Source organism: Halopelagius fulvigenes, from assembly GCF_042662625.1.
GTDB lineage: Archaea > Halobacteriota > Halobacteria > Halobacteriales > Haloferacaceae > Halopelagius > Halopelagius fulvigenes.
On the sequence record NZ_JBHSXH010000009.1, the window covers coordinates 76,445 to 94,811 of the forward strand.

19 protein-coding genes and 1 tRNA gene are annotated in these 18,367 nt (G+C 67.0%); 11 read left to right on the top strand and 9 right to left on the bottom strand.

What is annotated here, in order from left to right; translation table 11 throughout:
• Positions 1-522 (bottom strand): FGGY family carbohydrate kinase (locus tag ACFQEV_RS02620; RefSeq protein WP_379692428.1); only part of this gene is annotated, 522 nt, incomplete at its 3' end.
• Positions 523-1,138: 616 nt separating this feature from the next.
• Between ACFQEV_RS02620 and ACFQEV_RS02625 the strand changes: the two genes are divergently transcribed.
• Genes ACFQEV_RS02625 through ACFQEV_RS02640 form a run of 4 tightly spaced genes read left to right on the top strand, consistent with a single transcriptional unit; the run spans position 1,139 to position 5,209 of the window.
• A complete protein-coding gene (locus ACFQEV_RS02625) occupies positions 1,139-2,248 on the top strand; it encodes a FecCD family ABC transporter permease (protein ID WP_379692429.1) in 1,110 nt (369 codons plus the stop codon).
• Positions 2,249-2,304: 56 nt separating this feature from the next.
• A complete protein-coding gene (locus tag ACFQEV_RS02630) occupies positions 2,305-3,120 on the top strand; it encodes an ABC transporter ATP-binding protein (RefSeq protein WP_379692431.1) in 816 nt (271 codons plus the stop codon).
• Positions 3,121-3,178: 58 nt separating this feature from the next.
• Positions 3,179-4,372 carry an ABC transporter substrate-binding protein gene (locus ACFQEV_RS02635; RefSeq protein ID WP_379692432.1) on the top strand — a complete coding sequence of 398 codons (1,194 nt, stop codon included), beginning with the start codon at positions 3,179-3,181 and terminating at the stop codon, positions 4,370-4,372.
• A 45-nt stretch (positions 4,373-4,417) separates the two neighbouring features.
• Entirely contained in the window at positions 4,418-5,209 is a 792-nt protein-coding gene (locus ACFQEV_RS02640) for a DUF7260 family protein (protein WP_379692433.1), read from the top strand.
• A 61-nt stretch (positions 5,210-5,270) separates the two neighbouring features.
• Here the strand turns inward: ACFQEV_RS02640 and ACFQEV_RS02645 are convergent, their stop codons facing one another.
• The 3 genes from ACFQEV_RS02645 to ACFQEV_RS02655 all read right to left on the bottom strand — a co-directional run bounded on the left by ACFQEV_RS02645 (position 5,271) and on the right by ACFQEV_RS02655 (position 8,754).
• Positions 5,271-5,456 (bottom strand): hypothetical protein, encoded by a 186-nt coding sequence (locus ACFQEV_RS02645; RefSeq protein ID WP_379692434.1) that lies wholly within the window; start codon positions 5,454-5,456, stop codon positions 5,271-5,273.
• A gap of 1 nt (position 5,457) precedes the next feature.
• Positions 5,458-8,070, bottom strand: coding sequence for a heavy metal translocating P-type ATPase (locus tag ACFQEV_RS02650; RefSeq protein WP_379692435.1), 2,613 nt, complete (start codon positions 8,068-8,070; stop codon positions 5,458-5,460).
• A gap of 90 nt (positions 8,071-8,160) precedes the next feature.
• Positions 8,161-8,754 (bottom strand): AsnC family transcriptional regulator, encoded by a 594-nt coding sequence (locus ACFQEV_RS02655; protein ID WP_379692436.1) that lies wholly within the window; start codon positions 8,752-8,754, stop codon positions 8,161-8,163.
• 243 nt (positions 8,755-8,997) lie between these two features.
• Between ACFQEV_RS02655 and ACFQEV_RS02660 the strand changes: the two genes are divergently transcribed.
• From ACFQEV_RS02660 to ACFQEV_RS02670, 3 genes are all read left to right on the top strand, one after another.
• Entirely contained in the window at positions 8,998-10,296 is a 1,299-nt protein-coding gene (locus ACFQEV_RS02660; RefSeq protein WP_379692437.1) for a PKD domain-containing protein, read from the top strand.
• Positions 10,297-10,414: 118 nt separating this feature from the next.
• On the top strand, positions 10,415-10,612 hold the full coding sequence (locus ACFQEV_RS02665; RefSeq protein WP_379692438.1) for a CopZ family metallochaperone: 198 nt from the start codon (positions 10,415-10,417) through the stop codon (positions 10,610-10,612).
• A 72-nt stretch (positions 10,613-10,684) separates the two neighbouring features.
• Positions 10,685-11,101, top strand: coding sequence for a hypothetical protein (locus tag ACFQEV_RS02670; RefSeq protein WP_379692439.1), 417 nt, complete (start codon positions 10,685-10,687; stop codon positions 11,099-11,101).
• Positions 11,102-11,344: 243 nt separating this feature from the next.
• On the opposite strand, the gene ACFQEV_RS02675 is transcribed toward ACFQEV_RS02670, so the two are convergent.
• From ACFQEV_RS02675 to ACFQEV_RS02690, 4 genes are all read right to left on the bottom strand, one after another.
• Positions 11,345-11,632, bottom strand: a complete 288-nt coding sequence (locus tag ACFQEV_RS02675; RefSeq protein WP_379692440.1) for a DUF6360 family protein — start codon at positions 11,630-11,632, stop codon at positions 11,345-11,347.
• A gap of 37 nt (positions 11,633-11,669) precedes the next feature.
• Positions 11,670-12,644, bottom strand: coding sequence for a phosphotransferase (locus tag ACFQEV_RS02680; protein ID WP_379692441.1), 975 nt, complete (start codon positions 12,642-12,644; stop codon positions 11,670-11,672).
• A gap of 182 nt (positions 12,645-12,826) precedes the next feature.
• On the bottom strand, positions 12,827-14,599 hold the full coding sequence (locus ACFQEV_RS02685) for a nitrite/sulfite reductase (RefSeq protein ID WP_379692442.1): 1,773 nt from the start codon (positions 14,597-14,599) through the stop codon (positions 12,827-12,829).
• Positions 14,600-14,687: 88 nt separating this feature from the next.
• Positions 14,688-15,002: a DUF8134 family protein gene (locus ACFQEV_RS02690; RefSeq protein WP_379692443.1), complete on the bottom strand. Its 315-nt coding sequence runs from the start codon at positions 15,000-15,002 to the stop codon at positions 14,688-14,690.
• Positions 15,003-15,315: 313 nt separating this feature from the next.
• On the opposite strand from ACFQEV_RS02690, the gene ACFQEV_RS02695 reads away from it, so the two are divergent.
• Positions 15,316-15,486 carry a hypothetical protein gene (locus ACFQEV_RS02695; RefSeq protein ID WP_379692444.1) on the top strand — a complete coding sequence of 57 codons (171 nt, stop codon included), beginning with the start codon at positions 15,316-15,318 and terminating at the stop codon, positions 15,484-15,486.
• A 93-nt stretch (positions 15,487-15,579) separates the two neighbouring features.
• A complete protein-coding gene (locus tag ACFQEV_RS02700) occupies positions 15,580-16,272 on the top strand; it encodes a DUF7119 family protein (protein WP_379692445.1) in 693 nt (230 codons plus the stop codon).
• Here ACFQEV_RS02700 and ACFQEV_RS02705 read toward each other — a convergent pair.
• Positions 16,257-17,543 carry a M20/M25/M40 family metallo-hydrolase gene (locus ACFQEV_RS02705; RefSeq protein ID WP_379692446.1) on the bottom strand — a complete coding sequence of 429 codons (1,287 nt, stop codon included), beginning with the start codon at positions 17,541-17,543 and terminating at the stop codon, positions 16,257-16,259. The two genes, ACFQEV_RS02700 and ACFQEV_RS02705, sit on opposite strands and share 16 nt — an antisense overlap.
• An 82-nt stretch (positions 17,544-17,625) precedes the next feature.
• On the opposite strand from ACFQEV_RS02705, the gene ACFQEV_RS02710 reads away from it, so the two are divergent.
• Together ACFQEV_RS02710 and ACFQEV_RS02715 are read left to right on the top strand one after the other, a co-directional pair.
• A tRNA-Lys gene (locus tag ACFQEV_RS02710) sits at positions 17,626-17,699 on the top strand.
• A 253-nt stretch (positions 17,700-17,952) separates the two neighbouring features.
• Positions 17,953-18,231 (top strand): hypothetical protein, encoded by a 279-nt coding sequence (locus ACFQEV_RS02715; RefSeq protein WP_379692447.1) that lies wholly within the window; start codon positions 17,953-17,955, stop codon positions 18,229-18,231.
• The last annotated feature ends 136 nt before the right edge of the window (positions 18,232-18,367 follow it).

Sequence of the window (18,367 nt, forward strand, 5' to 3'; positions counted from 1 at the left end):
ACCGAACATCAACTCGCCCTGTTCGGCTCTCTCGCGGACGTCGTCGGGGCGCATCCGCTGGAGCTTGATCTGGTCGGTGTTGTCCAGCAGCCACTCGGCCTTCGTCGCCGAGAAGTACGCGTCCGGTTCGAGACCGGTCTTCTCACGGATCCACCCCTCTTTGCCCTCCTCTTGGAGTTTCTCGACGCGGTCGGTGGTGCGTCGGTCCTGCCAGACGATGGCGTTGTGGATGGGCTTGCCCGACTCGCGGTCCCAGATGAGCGTCGTCTCGCGCTGGTTCGTGATGCCGATGGCGTCCAACTGGTCGGAGCCGATCCCGGCCTCGGCGAGCGCCGCGTCGATGACCTCCTTCGTGTTCTCCCAGATCTCCTGCGGCTTGTGTTCCACCCAGCCGGGTTCCGGATACACCTGTTCGTGTTTCTGGTACGCGTTCGCTACTACCTGTCCGTCGTGGTCGAAGACCATGAACCGGGTTCCGGTCGTCCCCTGGTCGATGGCGCCGATGTATCGTTCTTCACTCATCGTTCTCGGTCCCGCGACGCTACTTTACCGAGAGCGCCGCACTACCGATAACAATACACTAAGATAATTATAAACCTTACCATCAGTTCACGGTTCACCGACGAACGAGAGCGATCGAAACGCGGTTCTTCGGGCGCTTTATCCGATGAAACGGCGAATCGGTCCGTGACGCCCGCCGCGCCGAGTTCGGCTCGGCGACCGGCGTCCCGTCTCGTCTATAGCTAATTTTTCGCTCGTTAGACTATTCTTTACTCGCACGGCGCACCACCGGTTCACAACATCTGCGACTCAGAGAGCACCGACAGAGGGCGAGTGAGGGCCCCCGATTCGGGGAGAAGCGCGACGGACGCCAGTCCGAGGCGACGCTGCGTCGATTCCGCCGAACGAATTATGTGTCGGGGGACCTATCCGATAGACGACCGCACGCCGCCCCGGCGGAGCGACGAACGGGTTCGTCGCGCGCGTTCGAAATCCTCGCGGCCGCCGTCCGGCCGGGACGAACGCCGTGTATCCGCCGTTGCGTACGGAGTCGGCGGCTCGTGCCCTCGTTTTCCGGCTTCTCGCGCCGAAGAGTAACGCATATACGTATGGTTTAGGTAACCCTAAACAACGTCCGATGAGTGAATCTACGCGGTTGGGTATCTGGTCGCGGCTTCGTCGGGGCGTCGGATGGATCGACGGGTCGCTCGTCGGCCTCTGCGTCGCCAGCGTCGTCGTCGTCGTTCTCGGCGGTCTCGTGCAGGTGAGCTTCGGCACGTACACGATGTCGCTCACCCAAGCGTGGCGGGCCGTGCTGAACCCGGCTGTTCTCTTCAACGTGGACGCGTGGTCGGCGTTCCTCTTCGGAACGGAGCTTCCGGAGATGGGGCGAGAGAGCCTCATCGTCTGGAACATCCGACTGCCGCGCGTCCTCGTCGCAATCCTCGTCGGCGCGAACCTCTCGGTTTCGGGTGCTATCTTCCAAGCGGTCACCCGAAACGAGCTTGCGAGCCCGTACATCCTCGGCGTCTCGTCGGGTGCGGGGCTCGCGATTCTCCTGACGCTCGTCGTCTTCAGCGGCCTCGCGCCGTTCCTCCCGCTCATCGCGGCGGGCGGCGGCGCGCTGGCGTTCCTCCTGGTCTACACCATCGCGTGGAAGGGCGGGACGAGTCCGGTCCGCCTCGTCCTCGCCGGCGTCATCGTCAGCACGCTGTTTCAGTCGATGCAGACGGCGATGTTCTTCTTCGCCGACGACCTCGCCATCGTCCAGAGCGCCATCGCGTGGACCACCGGCTCGCTGACCGGCGTCGACTGGGAGCAGGTCCGTCTCGCGCTTCCCTCAACGGCCGTCGCGCTCTCGCTTTCGGTGGTCGCCGCCCGGCAGTTGAACGTTCTCCTGCTCGGCGAACAGACGGCGCAGTCGCTCGGGATGTCCGTCGAACGGACGCGCTTTCTCCTCTCGGGCGTCGCCATCCTCGCGGCCAGCGCCGCCATCGCCGTCGCCGGCATCGTCGGCTTCGTCGGCCTCATCGTGCCGCACCTCGTGCGGAACCTCGTCGGGAGCGACTACAAGCGCCTGATGGTCGGGTGCGTCTTCGCCGGACCGGCGCTGATGGTGGTCGCGGACGTCGGCGCGCGACTGGCGTTGGACCCGGTTCAGTTGCCCGTGGGCGTCGTCACCGGCCTCGTCGGCGGGCCGTACTTCCTCTATCTGATGCGGAGACAGCAGAACCTGGGTGACATCTGATGAGCAAGGTAAACGACACCACAGAACGGACGCGACCGGCCGAACAGACTGATACCATGCAACGAACCGCACGGGACGGAAGCGAGGAGACGGACAGCGCGCTCGTCGGAGAGAACCTCACGCTGTCGTACCCGACGAGCGACGGACCGGTCGTCGAGTGCGACCGAATCGACGTGCCGCGCGGCGAGATAACCGCGCTCGTCGGGCCGAACGGGAGCGGGAAGAGCACGCTCCTGAAGGCGCTCTCGAACCATCTCGACCCGGACGGCGGCGTCGTCACCCTCGACGGGAAGCGACTCCACGAGTACGGCGACAAGGAGTTCGCCCGCGAGCTGGGCATGCTCTCGCAGGAGAACGAGTCGCCCGGGTCGCTCACCGTGGAGGATTTAGTCTACCACGGCCGCTACCCCCACCGGAACTTCTTCCAGCAGGTGTCCGACGAGGACGAACGCGCCGTCGAACGCGCGCTCGATCTGGCGGGCGTGGACCACCTCCGCGACAAGCAGGTGGGGAACCTCAGCGGGGGGCAAAAGCAGTTGGCGTGGATAGCCATGGTCCTCGCGCAGGACACGGACGTGCTCCTCTTGGACGAACCGACGACCTACCTCGATTTACACCACCAACTCCGCGTGATGGAGACGGTCCGGCAGTTGAACGAGGAACGCGGCGTCACCGTCGCCGTCGTCCTCCACGACATCGCGCAGGCGGCCCGGTTCGCCGACTACCTCGTCGCCATGTGCGACGGCGAGGTGTACGACTGGGGGCCGCCGCGCGAAGTAGTGACCGAGGAACTCCTCGCGGACGTGTTCAACGTCGACGCCGCCGTCTCCCACACGCCCGACCCCGAAATCGTCCCGAAACGGTCGCTGTGAGCCGATTCTCCCGTCCACATCGTAACACTCTTGTGGTTTTAGGTCGGCCTAAAACGTAATGACAAACGACGGCGCACCGCGTCGGACCCGGCGTAACGTGCTGAAGGCGAGCGGACTACTGGCTACGAGCGGTCTTCTCGCCGGCTGTATGGGGGGAAGCGGCTCCGGTTCGACCGAGACGGGGACGGAGGCGTCTGCGACCGAGTCGGCCACGGAGACGGGGACGGGAACCGAGTCGGAGACGACGGGGTCGAGTTCCTCCTACTCCGTCTCGATGGAACCCGTGGGCGAAGTCTCGTTCGACCAACCCCCGAAGACGTGGGTGGCGAACAACGGCAGTTGGGCCGACATGGGCGTCGCCCTCGGCGTCGAACCGCCGAAGGGCGTCTGGATGACGTCCCGGTACCACACCCAGTACTACGACGAGATTCCCGACGTCTCCGTCGACAAGAGCGATATGGTGTCGCTCTACTCCGACGGCGTCAGCAAGGAGGTGTTCTACCAACTCGACGGCGACCTGCACGTCATCGACCCGAACTTCCTTCTGAACCGCTACAAGGGCTGGAAGCAGGCGGACGTCGACGAGATAGCGAAAAACGTCGCGCCGTTCTTCGGCAACAGCATCTTCTCGCGGGGGTACACGTGGCACGAGGACTACAGGTACTACTCGCTGTACGAGGCGTTCGAGAAACTCGCGCAGGTGTTCCAACGGACCGACCGCTACGAGGCGTTCGCCTCCCTCCACGAGGAGTTCCAGACGGGTCTCTCCGACGTCGTGCCGTCCTCGAAGTCCGAACGCCCGAGGGTGGCCGTCCTCTGGGCCTCCGGCGACCAACCCGAGACGTTCCTGCCGTACGTCATCAGCGAGGGGACGAGCTTCAAGCAGTGGCGCGACCTGAACGTCCGCGACGCCCTCGCGGAGACGGACGTGAAGGACTTCCACTCCTCGCGCGGCGAAATCGACTACGAGACGCTTCTGGAGGTCGACCCTGACGTCCTCCTCCTCCGCGGACAGGAGGCCAAGACGGCCAAGGAGTTCCAGAACACCGTCGTCTCGTTCATGAAGGACCACGAGACGGCGAGCGCGCTCACCGCGGTCAAGAACGGCGACGTCTACCGCGGCGGCCCCCTCTATCAGGGCCCCATCACGAACCTCGTCCTCACGGAACGCGCCGCCAAACAACTGTACGACGTGGAGGGCGAACTGTTTGACCGCGAACGGGTCGCCTCCATCGTCAACGGGGATATCTGACGCCGCACCCGTGGCCGCCCGCCCCGAATCTGGGAGCAACTGACCATGTCGGACGCACTCGAACCTCCGCTCTCCGCGCGACGCGACGCCCGCGACGAACACCGTGCGGTCTCGAAGCAGCGAGACGCGTTCAGACGGTTCAAGAACTGCGTCGAGACCACGCCCGCGACGACGATGGACGACGGCGGGGCCGCCGGCGGCCCCGCCGGGTGGACGGCCGCCAGTTCGGCGGCGGGAGACGACGCCTGTCGAACCGTCCGTCGGGCGTTCGCCGAGTTGGTCCAACCGCACGTCACCGAGAGCGACGACGGAAACCCGTCGGTCCACGAGACCATCGCCGCCGAGTTGACGGAGGAAGTCGCGGTGGCCCTCGCCGCGGAGGGCGGCGGCAACCGGTTCACGCCGCAACTGAAGCGCGCCGTCCTCGAACACACAGAGCAACGCCTCGCGGAGAACACGGTGATGGTTCGCGTCCTCGAACGCGAACGGGACTCGCTCGATTCGGCGATAGACGACCTCAAGGCGGCGAGGAGGCGGCTTCCGCCCACGGACGAGGCGACGCTCATCCTCGCGGACACCGAGGAACTGCTTTCGATGCGCGACCGAATCGACGCCGTCGAATCCGGCCTCGAAGGCGTCGCCGACCGGAGACAGGAGACGCTTCGGCACGTCTCCGCGACGGGGCTGAAAGCCGGCATCCGCCACGACGCCGTCGTCGAGTACCTCTCCTCGGACCGCGAGGTGACGTACCCGGTGCTGTCCTCCGTCGGCGAACTCACGGCGCGGTGCGAGAAGAAGCGAGACGCCGTTCACGACGCGCTGAGAGACGAGTACTGAGGGCGACGCCGCGTCTCGTTCGGCGGGTCCGTCTCTCCTCGTCGCCCTCCCGCGCCGCCGGTCAGTCGAGTTCGACCCGACAGGTCGTCCCGGCGGCGAGTCCCTCCGCTTCGACGTGCGCCGCCAGACAGCCGTAGCTGCAGAACCGCCCCGCGGGGACGCGACGTCCGTCCGCGTCCGTCTCCTCCACGTAGACGGGGTCGTGAACCGTCACGTCGCACCCGCAGTAGGTGCAGTCGTCGCCCACGTCAGTTCCCTCCGCGGAGGAAGCCGAGCAGTCGGTAGTCGTGGTCCGGCGCGTACCGCCGGAACAGCATGCTGTTGGTCAGCACCGACACCGACGAGAACGCCATCGCCACCGCGGCCAGCACGGGTTGGAGCAGTCCGAGGGAGGCCAGCGGAATCATCGCCGCGTTGTACCCCAGCGCCCAGAAGAGGTTCTGCCGAATCTTCGACAGCGTCCCCTCCGAGACGCGGATGGCCTTCACCACGTCGCGCGGGTCGTCGCGCATCAGCGTCACGTCGGCCGCCTCGATGGCGACGTCGGTGCCGGACCCGATGGCGACGCCGACGAACGCGGTGGCGAGGGCCGGGGCGTCGTTGACGCCGTCGCCGACCATCATCGCCCGACTGCCGTCGGACTGTATCTCCTCCACCGCGTCGGCCTTGTCCTCGGGGAGGACGCCGGCGCGGACGCTCTCGGGGTCGATTCCGACTCGCTCGGCGACGGCGCGGGCGGTTCGCTCGTTGTCGCCGGTTATCATCCGCACGTCGATGCCGCGTTCGCGGAGGGCGGCCACGGCGTCCGCCGAGGACTCCTTGAGGGTGTCCGCGTCGGCGACGACGCCGACGAGTTCGCCGTCGGCGGCGACGAGCATCGCCGTCTTCCCCTCGCCTTCGAGTCGGCGGAGTTCGTCCTCCGCGGGCGCGGGGTCGATGCCCTCGTCGGAGAGCAACTTGCGGTTGCCGACGAGAACCTCCCGGCCCTCGACGGTGGCGTGGACGCCGTGTCCGGGGACGTTCTCGAACGACTCGGGGTCCGTCACGTCGATGCCGCGTTCGCGCGCGCCCTCGACGATGGCCTCGGCGAGGGGGTGTTCGCTTCCGCTCTCGGCGGCGGCGGCGAGGCGCAGGACCGACTCCTCGGTGCGTTCGGGGCGTTCGTCGGTTAACTGCCCGCCGTCCGCGGCCGCTTTCCCGCCGTCCGCGGCGGGTTCGACGACGACCACGTCGGTCAGGGACATCTCGCCCTTCGTCAGCGTACCCGTCTTGTCGAAGACGACGGTGTCCACGTCGCGGACGCGTTCGAGGATGTCGCCGCCCTTGAACAGGACGCCGTTCTGCGCGCCGATGGACGTGCCGACCATCGTCGCGGCGGGCGTCGCCAGTCCGAGGGCGCAGGGGCAGGCGATGAGCACCGACGACGCGAACACGAGGACGGCGAACTCGAAGTTCGAGACGGGGCCGCCCGCCGCGGCGGGGCCGCCGACCACCACGTCCCAGAGGGGCAGGCCGTTCACGAACGTCGCCAACGCCTCCGGGAAGGCGAACCAGACGCCGCCCCAGAACAGGGCGTTGGCGATGACCGCGGGGACGAAGTACGCCGAGATGCGGTCCGCGAAGTTCTGAATCTCGGGCTGGCGCGACTGGGCCTCCTTCACCGTCTCGACTATCTGCTGGATGGCGGTGTCCTCGCCCACCTTCGTCGCCTCCACGACGAGGACGCCGTTCTGGTTGACGGTCGACCCGACGACTTCGTCGCCCTCGGATTTGGAGACGGGGACGGACTCGCCGGTCACCATCGACTCGTCCACCGCGGACTCGCCGTCCGCGACGACGCCGTCGGTGGGTATCTTCTCGCCGGGGCGGACCTTCAGGCGGTCGCCCACCTCCACGTCTTCGAGGGGCACCTCGCGTTCGGTGCCGTCCTCCTCGACGAGGGTGGCCGTGTCGGCCTCCATCTCCAGCAGTTTCCGGAGGGCGTCGGAGGCCTGCCCCTTCGAACGCGCTTCGAGGTAGTTCCCGAGGGTGATGAACACCAAGATGAGCGCCGCCGTGTCGAAGTAGAGGCCGGCGTTCGGGAGGACGCCCAACAGGGCGACGACGGAGTAGAGGTACGCCGTCGAGGACCCGAGGGCGATGAGCACGTCCATGTTCGCGGTGCGGTTCTTCACGACCGCCTTGTAGGAGTTCTCGTAGAACTCGCGGCCGAGGACGACCTGTACGGGCGTCGCCAGGGCGAACGCCACCCACCCGAACGGGAGGTCGGTGCCCGGAATCGTCTCGGGGAGGACGCCCGAGGCGAACAGTTCGAGGACGAGCATCGCCAACAAGGGGACGGAGAGCGCCGCGCCGAACAGCGTCAGGCGCTTCTGCCGACGCATCTCGGCGTTCCGGGCGGCGTCGCGCGCGTCGGAGCCGTCGCCCTCGTCGCCGTCGTCCTCGCGGACCGGCGTGTAGCCGGCCGATTCGACGGCGTCGTAGAGGTCCTCTTTGGAGGCGTCCGCCGGGTTGTAGACGACGCTCGCCTCGTCGGTGGCGTAGTTCACGTCCGCGCGGACGACGCCCGGCGTGGACTCCAACGCCTCGCGGTTCGCGTCCGCGCAGTTGGCGCACGACATGTCGGCGATTCCTATCGTGGCCGTCGCTTCGACGGGGTCGTACCCCGCCTCCTCGACGGCGTCGTAGACGTCCGCGAGGGACACCCGCTCGGGGTCGTACGTGACGCTCCCCTCGTCGGTGGCGAAGTTGACGTTCGCCTCCTCGACGCCGTCGAGCGACCGGAGGGCTTCGCTAACCGTCTGCGAACAGTTAGCGCAGGACATCCCGCGCACGTCGAGGTGGGCTGTTGTGGTACTCATCACTCACATACTCTTACGCACCCCTCACTTACCTCGGTTTCCCCTTATCTAACCAGGGTTAGACGGCGACAAAACTTAGGAATCGAAGGTCTACTCGGCGCCCGCTTCGAGGCGTTCGTACTTGTCTTCAAACCGGGCGAGACAGGAGGGACAGCAGAAGTGGTACCGTTCGCCGCCGAACCGGGCGGACTCGCCCTCGTCGGTGACGGTGTTGCCGCACTCCGCGCAGGAGAGGGCGAACTCCGTGCCGCGGACGTTCGGCGTCCACTCGGCGTCCGAGAGGAGGGTCACCTCGTAGTCCTCGACGCGCGAGAGGTCCACGAGTTCGTCCAACTGCGTCCTGACGGCGTCGGCGCGGAACCGGCCGTGGAACACCACGTCGCCCTCGACGGTGGTGAAGACGTGTTCGACGGCGTCCGCGCCCTGTACGGCGTCTTTCGCGTCGGAGAGTTCCTCGGGTCGGAGTTCGAGGCGGACGAGGACGGGGACGCCGGCGCGGAGTTGCGACCGGTCCACGTCCACGGTGAATCGCCTCACGACCCCCGACTCCCGGAGGCGGTCGATTCGGTCCGAGACGGCGGGCGCGGAGAGTCCCACTCGCTCGGAGATGTCGCTGTACGGCCGCCGCGCGTCCTCGGACAGGAGTTCGAGAATCTCCATGTCCGTCTCGTCGAGACTGCTCACGGCCCCGTGTGGTCGCTTCGGCACGAATAACGTTTCGACCCCGGAGACTTTGCAATCCGAAGTCTCCCGACGCCTCACGTTCGGTTGTGCGGAGTTTGACCCGGATTAACGCCTCCGAGCTACCTTCCCGACGAGAATACTGTATCTCGTAACTGAAGTTATCTCTCACCTACCCGTTCGCTCGTCGCCGCATAACGAAGGGTTCCCCATCCGACGAAACTCCGAGGTGCGAGGCTCTACACTATGAAGTACCAAACGCTCATCGCCGTCGTCGCAAGCGTCGGCGTCGTCGCCACCGCCGCCTTCGTCGGCGGCGTCGGCGCCGACATCGGCGTCCCATCGACGGACGACGTCGCGTCGTCCGTGGAGGCCGTGACGACCGGTGCATCGTCGTCCGAACAGACTGCGACATCGACCGCATCGACCGACCGAACAACGACCGAGGCGTCGTCCGAAGAGGACTCCGCCGGGACCGACTCGACGGGGACCGAATCGACCGCGGCGCCGACGGGAACCGAGGCGGCGACGGCCGACTCCGCGGCGAACGCGACCGACTCCTCGGAGACGAACGCGACCGACGCCGAGTCGTCGGCGAACGCGTCGGCCGAGAACGCGTCGGCCGAGAACGCGTCCGTCGAGAACAACACCGCGCCCGTCGCCGCAGTAAGCGCTGACGGGATGGTCCACGAACGGACGCGGGTAGAACTCGACGCCGCCGCGTCCCGCGACGCCGACGGCGACGAACTGAACTACACGTGGACGCAGGTGTCCGGTCCGGACGCCGAGTGGGTGCGCAACGACACCGCCACCGCGTCCGTCGTCTCGCCCGACGTGGCCGTCTGGACGGACGTGACGTTCCGCGTGACCGTGACGGACGCCCGCGGCGCGACCGATACGGCCAACGTCACCATCACCGTTCGCTCTACCGAGTACGAGGACGAGACGGCCGACACCTCCGCCGACGGGTCCGCAGAGGACGAATCCGAGGAGACGACGGCGTCTAACTCCTCGGACTCCTCGGACGCGAACGCGTCCGCGACGTACTCGCGCGACGAACTGTCGCGGGCCGTCTTCGGGTCCGACTTCGACGCCCTCGGGACGGCGGACGCCGCCGCCGTCGAGGAACTGTACCTCCGCCAACCGTCCGGCGAGTGGGACCCCGCCGAGGTCCGTTCGCGCGACGAAATCGCGCGCGACCGCTACAACGCGAGCTTCGAGGAACTCGGCTTCGACGCTCGCGTCGACGTCCAAGAGGCGTTCGACGCGCAGTTCGACGACACGGGCGAGAACGCGGCGTACTCGCGCGACGAACTCGCGCAGGCCGAGTGGGGCTACAACTTCTCCGAACTGAGTCCCGACTCCGCCGCGAAGATAACCGAGATGTACGACCGGCAACCGTTCGCCGAGGATCAGGAACTCGCGCACGTCCGCACCCGCGATCAGTTCGCTCGGTACCTCTACGACAGCGAACTCGGGAACCTGACCCGCGAGCAACGACTCGACGTGGAACGGCACTACCACGACCAGTTCACCGAGAACTGACGCGCAGGTTCCGTTTTTCGGGCCGACCGTCGCTTTCGAACGTTCGGTCGGCTCGGGATTCTACTTTCGATTCTGAAGAGAAAGCGCATTAAGCGTACGGCGGGTACGTTCGAACGAGATGAGTCGGAACATCACCGTCGAAGGCATGACCTGCGAGCACTGCGAACAGACAGTCGAAGAGGCGCTTTCGGGCGTCGGCGGCGTCGAGTCCGCAACCGCGGACCGCGAGAGCGAGTCCGCCACCGTCGAGGGCGACGCCGACGAGGACGAACTCGTCGCCGCCGTCGAAGACGCCGGATACGACGCCTCGGCGTAAGGTCCCGCGACGCTCTTTTTATCGAGTCCCCCGGCCGTCGCGCCTATGCCACCGCACTCCTTGGACGGGAGTATGAGCGACGTTCCTCCGAACGCGCCGGACCCGGACATCAGCGAGGCGGAGCGAAGAGCGCTTCACGACCTGCAACTCGGCCTCGAACACATCTACAAGGGGTACGGGTCGCTGTTGACGTTCCACCATCAGATAGGTCACGCGATGAACCGCCTGGCCGACGCCGAGGACGAACTGCGCGAGGCGGGCCACGAGGAGTGGGCGAACGGCCTCCGCGACGACCACCTCCCGGCGGGCGCGGTCGAAGACCAGTGGACGTACGAACTCGTCACCTCGTTCCGCAAGTCGTTCCTGCGCGACGTCGAGTCGTTCGAGTCCGCGGTCCGCGACGAACTGGTGGACGGTCTCGACCACGTGACGGAACGGCAACAGCAGGCGCGGTGGCGGGAACGCGCCGGCGGCGACGCCGAGGAGTGACGCCGACTCGGCGTTCGCCCCTCGACCCGCCGGACTCGGCCCGTCGGTGACGCGGGTCATGCGCGGCGCGTACACGAACTAGACTCGTCTCCGCAACGCCACGGCCGGTCGCCGCGTCGAAGAGGTATCCACCTCCCTCGCCGGACCGTTTCGAACCGACGTTCCGAGTGCTCCCCCGGCGAGGGTTCGACGCTCCCTCTTCGGTCGTTTTTCGTTTTCCGCTCTCGATTCCCTCAACCCCCGTCAGTCGTCGCTCTGAGCCGCCTCGACGCGGTTCGCGTACTTCTCCAACTCTGAGGAGAGTTTCCGCGCTTCGGCGGCGCTGAGCGTCACGCGGTCGGCGTGCGCCGGGAGGTTCTCCAACTGGCTGTTGTCGAGTTCGAGTTCGAGTTTCACGTGGTCGGGGTTCTCGCGCGGCGCGGTCACGTTCAGCACCGCGAACGCCTCGTCGGTGAAGTCGTGTCCGACCGCCTCGGCGTCCAGCATGTCGAACGTCGTGTACGCGTTGACCCGAAGGAGCCTGTTGGGCATACGCGTGAGAACGCGACCGACACTCAAAGGCGTACCGTCACCCGCCCTCCCGGTCGTCGAGTGCGTCGCGGACGAACGTACAGAGGTCGTACGCTCGTCGGGCGACTGCCTCGGCGTCGAGGGGGTCTGCGGGCTCGACGCCGCCGACGTGGGCGTCGAGGTGCGAGCGCTGAACGTGTAGCGCTCGCAGGTACGACGCCGCGTTCACGAGGTGATACAGCGGTCGCCGCCGTTCGAACCCCCGCGGGAGGGGTCGAATGGACTCGTACGCGTTCCGGAACGCGGCGGGGGAGACGCCGTCCGTCGGCGTCGGGTCGATGCCGAACACCGGAACGACCGTCCGGAGGTAGTCCCACTCGCCGGGCCCCACGAGCGCGTGCTCGAAGTCAATGACGCGGGTTACCTCGCTCCCCGCGACGCCGACGTGGTCCGGGAGGTAGTTCCCGTGCAGGAGCGTCGAATCTTCGACCGCATCGAGTCGCTCGGCGTTCTCGCGGACGACCGACCGAACTTCGCGGGCGACGTCGCCGTATCCGACAGCGTCGAGGTACGACGCCCGGTCGCTCAGTACCTCACAGAGCGTCTCGCTCCACCGGTCGTCGTTCGAGTGCGTCACGCCCTCCGGTCCGGCGCGGACGCGGCCGGTCGCTCGGAAGTCCTCGGCCGCCGATCGGTGGAGGGCGGCTAGTCCGCGCCCCATCGCTAGAACCCGCGCCTCCGTGAGCGGAGGGTCCGCGGGCACGTCGTCGCACCACTCCGTGACGAAGTGGTCGTCTCCCGACGCGAGAACGCGCGGGACGGGCACGGGCGTCTCGGCGGCGACGTACCGGAGGACGGCCGCCTCCTTCGCGGGGTCGGCGGTCGGCCCCCGCGCGACCTTACAGACGGCGCGCCGCCCGTCGAACGTCACCTCGTAGACCGCGTGCGGCGGGACGGCGTGGAGTTCTCTCCCGACGGTCGCGGCGGAGTCGTGCGATTGGAGGGCGTCTCGAACGGCGTCTTTCGGTGACATGCTGCGGTCGTGTGACGAACGAGGACCGAAGTCCGCACGGACGTATTGGTCGGGCTACGATAAAACCGGCCGTCCGTTCGGGCGCGGCGGTGACGCGACGGGGGCGACGAAGCGGACGGAGACGAGGCTGGGGGCGGTGGCGAGAGGAGAGAAGAGAGGGGCCGACTAGACGCGGACGCGCCTCAGTCGTCGGACGGCATCGGCGTGTCGTCGGGGTACGCCGGGGCGGGACTGGACGCCATGTCGTCGTCCTCGGCGTACGGGTACCACGTCATCTTCGTGTTGTGCATCATCGGGTCCTCGTAGTCGGTCTCCTCGGGTTCGACGAGTTCGGCCAGGTCGTCCTCGTCCGTGCGGGAGACGAACTCGCGGAAGGACTCGCCGTCCTCGCGCGCCTCGTCGAAGTTCTCGAGGAGGTTCTTGATGGCGCCGGGAACCTCGTCCACGGGGACGCGTTGGGTGACCCACTGGGCGAACTGCGGTTCCTCGCCGAGGCCGCCGCCCAGACCGATGTCGAGGGCTTCGACCGCTTCGCCGTCCTTCCGGGTCTTCATGCCACGGAGGCTCACGTCGGCAATCTGCGGCTGCGCGCAGGAGGCGGTGCAGCCCGAGAGGTGGATGTGGAACTCGTCGGTGCCCTCGGGGAGTTCGGCGTTCTCCTTCAGCCAGCGAGCGTAGCGCACCTGCCGGTTCTTCGTCTCCACGATGGAGAGCGAGCAGAACTCCGTGCCCGTGCAGGCGACGGACCCGCGCATGAACGGCGAGGGGTCGGGCGAGTAGTGTTCGAGCAGGTCCTCTTCGAGGAACGCGTCGAGGTCCTCCTCGGGCACGTCGGTGACGATGACGTTCTGACGCTGCGTGAGTCGGACCTCGCCGGAGCCGTACTCCTCGGCGAGGTCGGCGAGTTTGAGGACGTCCTCGGCGCCCATCCGGCCGACGAGGACGTTGAGGCCGACGAAGTAGTTGCCGTCCTTCTGCTCGTGGACGCCGATGAGGTCGTTGCGGCCGCCGTTGCCGGCGTTGTACGTGTACTCCTCGCGGACGTCGCGTCCGGCGGTGTGGAGCTCGAAGTCCACGAACTCCTCTTGGAGGACGTCGCGGACCTTCTCGGGGCCCCACTCGTCGACGAGGAACTTGATGCGGGCGTTGTAGCGGTCCTCGCGGTCGCCGTACTCGCGGAAGAGAGCGGAGAGGCCGCCGGCCACCTCGGGGACGTTCTCCTCTGCGACCCACACGTCGATGTCGCGGGCGAAGCGCTCCTCGTTGCGGGCGAGGCCGCCGCCGACCCGGACGTTGAAGCCGACGACTTCCTCGCCGTCTATCTCCTTGTACGCCGGTTCGAAGGCGAGGTCGTTGATGTCGCCCTGCCCGGACCCGTCGGGCGACCCGGTGACCGACACCTTCCACTTCCGCGGGAGGTTCGAGTGGTCGTCGTTGCCCTTGAACTCCTCGTTGAGTTCGTGGATGACGGGCCACGCATCGATGACCTCCTCGGCGTCCTTGCCCGCGACGGGGTTGCCGACGATGTTCCGCCAGGAGTCACCGCAGGCCTGCTGGGTGGACATGCCGTTCTCCTCCAGTTTCTCGAAGATGTCCGGCACGTCCTCGATGTTTATCCAGTGCAGTTGGATGGACTGTCGGGTCGTGAAGTCGGCGTAGGCGTCGCCGAAGATGGGGTTCGTGCCCGGTCCGGTCGCGTACTCCTCGGCTATCTCGCCGACGACGCGCAGTTGCCCCGGTTCGAGGACGCCGTTCGGCGTCCCGATGCGCATCATGAAGTATGACTCCTGCCCGTTCCGCTGGTGGTACAGGCCCCACCACTTGAACCGCTCGAACCACGCGTCGTGTTCGTCGTCGGGGATGGCGTCCCACCCCTCCTCCGCGAACCTGAACAGGTGTTCGCGTATCTCGTTCCCATACACCTCTGACTTCCAGCGTTCGACGTCCGTAGGCATTTGTCTACGTCTACATTCGTGTGGACACTCAAAGACCGACGCGTGCCGTCAACCCTTCCCGGTGCTTCCAAATACAGGAAAATACTGCCTAATTCTCGACTCCGGTGGGTTTGAGCACTCCCTCGCGGTCGATATCGACGAATTCGCCGTCGAGAATCTTGCCGACCGGTACCCATCCGGTCGTCCCCTTCTCGCCGCAAGCGATGCACTGGCCGTACACGCGCGCTTCGATGGTCCGGCCGTCCACGCCGACCTCGACGATGCCCTCGACGACCATATCGGGGAGTTCGCATCGGCAGAAATCCGAGTCCACGAACCGCCACAGTTCGCTCACGCTCACCTTGCGGTCGTCGTTCACGGAGACCCACGCGCCGTCGTCGAGGACGCGAAGAGCGACTGTCATACCTACTCGTACGCGCCCGAGACACCCTACTTTGACGGCGCGAGCAATCCCCGTCCCGGTTGACGACGAGAGGGTTCGTGACAATCCGGCCGGAGGCTGGCGATTATCCCCGATCTGTCGCGTATGAGAAAGGGGCAACTGATTCCGGTAGTCGGGAGTGCAGGTACACATTACAGAGGAAGCGCGCTTTAACCGTGTGGCAACCGAAGGGTGGTTCGATGACCGACCGTCACGACACAGACACGGGGCGTCGCCAGCACGCATCGGCCGACGTCGCGCCGGAACTGTACGACCTCGACACGGAGGCCGAGCGATGACTCGGACCCGTATCGAGACGGACGGCGACGAGATAGACGACGAAGAACCGGCCGCCGACGCCGACTCGGAGGCGGTCGAGAACGACTACGACCACCTCAAGTCCCTCGACGACGGTGCGGGCTGCACCGAAGTCTGGGAGCACCTCTCCGAGAACCGCGACGACTGACTCTCCGACCCTTCTGCGTCTCTCGGGTTTTGCGCAACGTTCGCAACAGACGGGGAGGCTTTTGGTGACCGATTCGTTACTCGAACCCAGACGATGACGGACGATAACAGGCCGCCGGCCGATTCGGGGGACGAGCCCGCGCTACCGGCCGACAGGGAGGAACCGGTCGGCGAACCCGTCGTCCGAGCGGACCCCGCCATCACCGGGCACAGGGCGCACGAAGCCGTCGGCTTCGACCCGGACGACCCCGAGAGCGTCTCACTCGCCGCCGAGACTGTTCGGGCGTTCTCCGAGAACACCGTCGGCGCGGAGGACAACGTGTACATGCTCCGCGGCGCGGCGGCGTGTGCGGCCCTCGTCCGCGGCGTCGGGTCGTACAAGGAGGCGGCCGAACGCGCCGGCGGCGACGTTTCGGTGTCGTTCATCCGCAAGTGGGCCCGGGTCCACGACCTGCCGCAGGGTATCCGCCGGCACGTCGCCCGCGGCCACATCGCGCCGACGGCGGCGAAGCACATCGCCCGCGTCCCCGGTCCCGACCGGTTCGACATCGCGTGGGCGGTCATCGACGGCGACCTGACCGTCCGGGAGGTTCGACAGGTCGCGAGCGAGGTGAACGACGGTCGGCCCGTCGCCGAGGCGTTGGCCGACCGGGACGTCCAACTCGGCCGACTCGAACTGTCGCTCCCGCCGGACGTGTACCGCGAACTCCGGCGGCGCGCGTCGATAGAGAACCGCACGCCCGGCGACTTGGTCGCCGAGGTGTTGGACGACTACTTCTTCGGCTGAAGGAAGTTCGCGGCCGCCTCGGTCAGCGTCTCGCGCACCGTCTCCACCTCCGCCCACGAAATCGTCTCGTCGGGGAAGTGCGCCTGTTCGACGGTCCCCGGTCCGTACAGCACCGTCGGGATGCCCGCCGCGACGTAGTGACGCGAGTCCGCGCCGTACGTCGCGTCCGTCGGGTCGGTGTCCCCGTGTCCGGTCGCCGCCATCGCGTCCCGAAGCGCCCGAACCACCGGTTCGTCGGCGTCGATCTCGGCGGGTTCGAACTGAATCGAGAACCGCTCGAACGTCGGCGGGTGCTCGCGCAACCACTCGTCGGCCGCCGCGACTTCGTCCAGTCGCTCCTCGAAGGCGTCTTCCACCTCCGCGACGGTTTCGCCCGGCGCGACGCCGAGACGCCACTCCGCCGTCAGCGTTCCCGCGACGCTGGACGCCCACGCGCCCGCCTCGACCCGCCCGACGCATATCGGCCACGGAACCGGGTACTCCTCGTAGAGGGGGTGTTCGACGGTCTCCCCGCGTTCGGCTTCGAGTTCGAAAAAGGCCGCGCGTATCCGCTCGAAGTGCGGAAGCACGTCCTCGCCGCGCCACCGCGTCGCCGCGTGGGCCGATCGGCCGCGGATTCGGAGGCGCTTCATCACCGTCCCCTCCGTGGCGGTGACGACGCGCCGTTCGGTCGGTTCCGCGACGATGGCGGCGTCGCGGTCGAACGGGTACGGGTCGTCGAGTGCGGCCGCCGCCGCGCCGATGCCGCCCTCCTCCTCGCCGACGACGCTCTCGACGACGATTCGGCCGTCGAGTTCTGCCTCACCCGTTTCGACCCGCGCCTTCAGGTCGCGCGCCGCGAACACGCACGCGCCCACCGCCGACTTCATGTCCGCCGCGCCGCGGGCGGTGAGCGTCGTCTCCCCGCCGTCCTCGGACCAGACGGGGTCGAACGGGTCCGCAGTCCAGTTCTCCGCGTCGGCGGGAACCACGTCCACGTGGCCGTTCAAGACGAGCGTCGGCCCGGCCTCGGGGGTGCCGAACTCGAACACGCCCGCGACACTCGGTCTCCCCGAAGCGTCGATTTCGGCGGGGTCGTCCGGGAACGACGGGTGGTCGGCCAGTCGTTCGGCGTCGGCGGTCCACTCGTACGTCTCGAAGCCGAAGGCGTCCAACTGCCGTTTCAGCCACCGTTGGGCTTCGAGTTCGTCGCCCCCGGTGGTGTCGAACCGGAGGAGTCGGTCCACGAACGACCCGAGTTCGGTATCCGCCGGGGCGGAGTGTTCGCTCATAGTCGCACGACGCGGCGGAGGACAAAGAGCGTGCAGGACGAGAGTAAACGCTTATGACTGCCCACCAGTAAGGTCACGACGAGGGCCGGTAGCTCAGTTCGGCAGAGCGTCTGGCTTTTAACCAGACGGTCGGGGGTTCAAGTCCCTCCCGGCCCGTTTTCCTGCGAACGAAATGAGCAGTGAAAACGCCACGGAGGACTTGAACTAGGGAGCGACGCGAACGAAGTGAGCGGAGCGAGTGAGGTTCAACGTCCCTCCCGGCCCGTTCTCATCGTTCACCGACGACCGAACTCGGCGCACCGGGCAGAACCGTCAACCGGCCGCCGGTCGTACCGCCGCTATGGTCACGGACTACCGTCGCGCGCACCGTCCCGCGAACCGAACCGCAGACGCCGAGAGACAGGCGTAGATGCCGAGTTTCTTCGACTCCGGCCACGGGTTCATGTCGTCGCTCGACGAGATAGTCATCATGCTCACCGCCGTCGTGCTTCTCACGATGATCGGCGCGGTCGTGGAGTACCTCCGCGACTCCGACGGGTGGTCCGTCCTGGGGGCACTGCTCGGCTACCTCGTCGCCGTCGTCTTCCTCGCGCCGCCGGCGTTCGCGGGCGAGTGGCACTACGCCATCATCGCCGCGGTTCCCGTCTTCGTCGTCGTCTACCTCTACAAAGGGCGGCACGAGCGGTGAGTGTTCGCGCCTATCTGCTCGGTCGTTAGCGACGATACCGCGGCAGTGCCGGGGCTGAAACGAGAAGGGCACGGCTGAACTCACGCTGTCGGCTCCGTTGAAATCCTCACGGGTGACCGGTTTCGACTGTCGTATC

Excerpts from the sequence above, each read along its gene's own strand:
- ACFQEV_RS02625 (WP_379692429.1), top strand. The coding sequence starts at position 1,139 with ATGAGTGAATCTACGCGGTTGGGTATCTGGTCGCGGCTTCGTCGGGGC.
- ACFQEV_RS02630 (WP_379692431.1), top strand. The coding sequence starts at position 2,305 with ATGCAACGAACCGCACGGGACGGAAGCGAGGAGACGGACAGCGCGCTC.
- ACFQEV_RS02635 (WP_379692432.1), top strand. The coding sequence starts at position 3,179 with ATGACAAACGACGGCGCACCGCGTCGGACCCGGCGTAACGTGCTGAAG.
- ACFQEV_RS02640 (WP_379692433.1), top strand. The coding sequence starts at position 4,418 with ATGTCGGACGCACTCGAACCTCCGCTCTCCGCGCGACGCGACGCCCGC.
- ACFQEV_RS02650 (WP_379692435.1), bottom strand. The coding sequence starts at position 8,070 with ATGAGTACCACAACAGCCCACCTCGACGTGCGCGGGATGTCCTGCGCT.
- ACFQEV_RS02660 (WP_379692437.1), top strand. The coding sequence starts at position 8,998 with ATGAAGTACCAAACGCTCATCGCCGTCGTCGCAAGCGTCGGCGTCGTC.
- ACFQEV_RS02665 (WP_379692438.1), top strand. The coding sequence starts at position 10,415 with ATGAGTCGGAACATCACCGTCGAAGGCATGACCTGCGAGCACTGCGAA.
- ACFQEV_RS02670 (WP_379692439.1), top strand. The coding sequence starts at position 10,685 with ATGAGCGACGTTCCTCCGAACGCGCCGGACCCGGACATCAGCGAGGCG.
- ACFQEV_RS02675 (WP_379692440.1), bottom strand. The coding sequence starts at position 11,632 with ATGCCCAACAGGCTCCTTCGGGTCAACGCGTACACGACGTTCGACATG.
- ACFQEV_RS02680 (WP_379692441.1), bottom strand. The coding sequence starts at position 12,644 with ATGTCACCGAAAGACGCCGTTCGAGACGCCCTCCAATCGCACGACTCC.
- ACFQEV_RS02685 (WP_379692442.1), bottom strand. The coding sequence starts at position 14,599 with ATGCCTACGGACGTCGAACGCTGGAAGTCAGAGGTGTATGGGAACGAG.
- ACFQEV_RS02690 (WP_379692443.1), bottom strand. The coding sequence starts at position 15,002 with ATGACAGTCGCTCTTCGCGTCCTCGACGACGGCGCGTGGGTCTCCGTG.
- ACFQEV_RS02695 (WP_379692444.1), top strand. The coding sequence starts at position 15,316 with ATGACTCGGACCCGTATCGAGACGGACGGCGACGAGATAGACGACGAA.
- ACFQEV_RS02700 (WP_379692445.1), top strand. The coding sequence starts at position 15,580 with ATGACGGACGATAACAGGCCGCCGGCCGATTCGGGGGACGAGCCCGCG.
- ACFQEV_RS02705 (WP_379692446.1), bottom strand. The coding sequence starts at position 17,543 with ATGAGCGAACACTCCGCCCCGGCGGATACCGAACTCGGGTCGTTCGTG.
- ACFQEV_RS02715 (WP_379692447.1), top strand. The coding sequence starts at position 17,953 with ATGCCGAGTTTCTTCGACTCCGGCCACGGGTTCATGTCGTCGCTCGAC.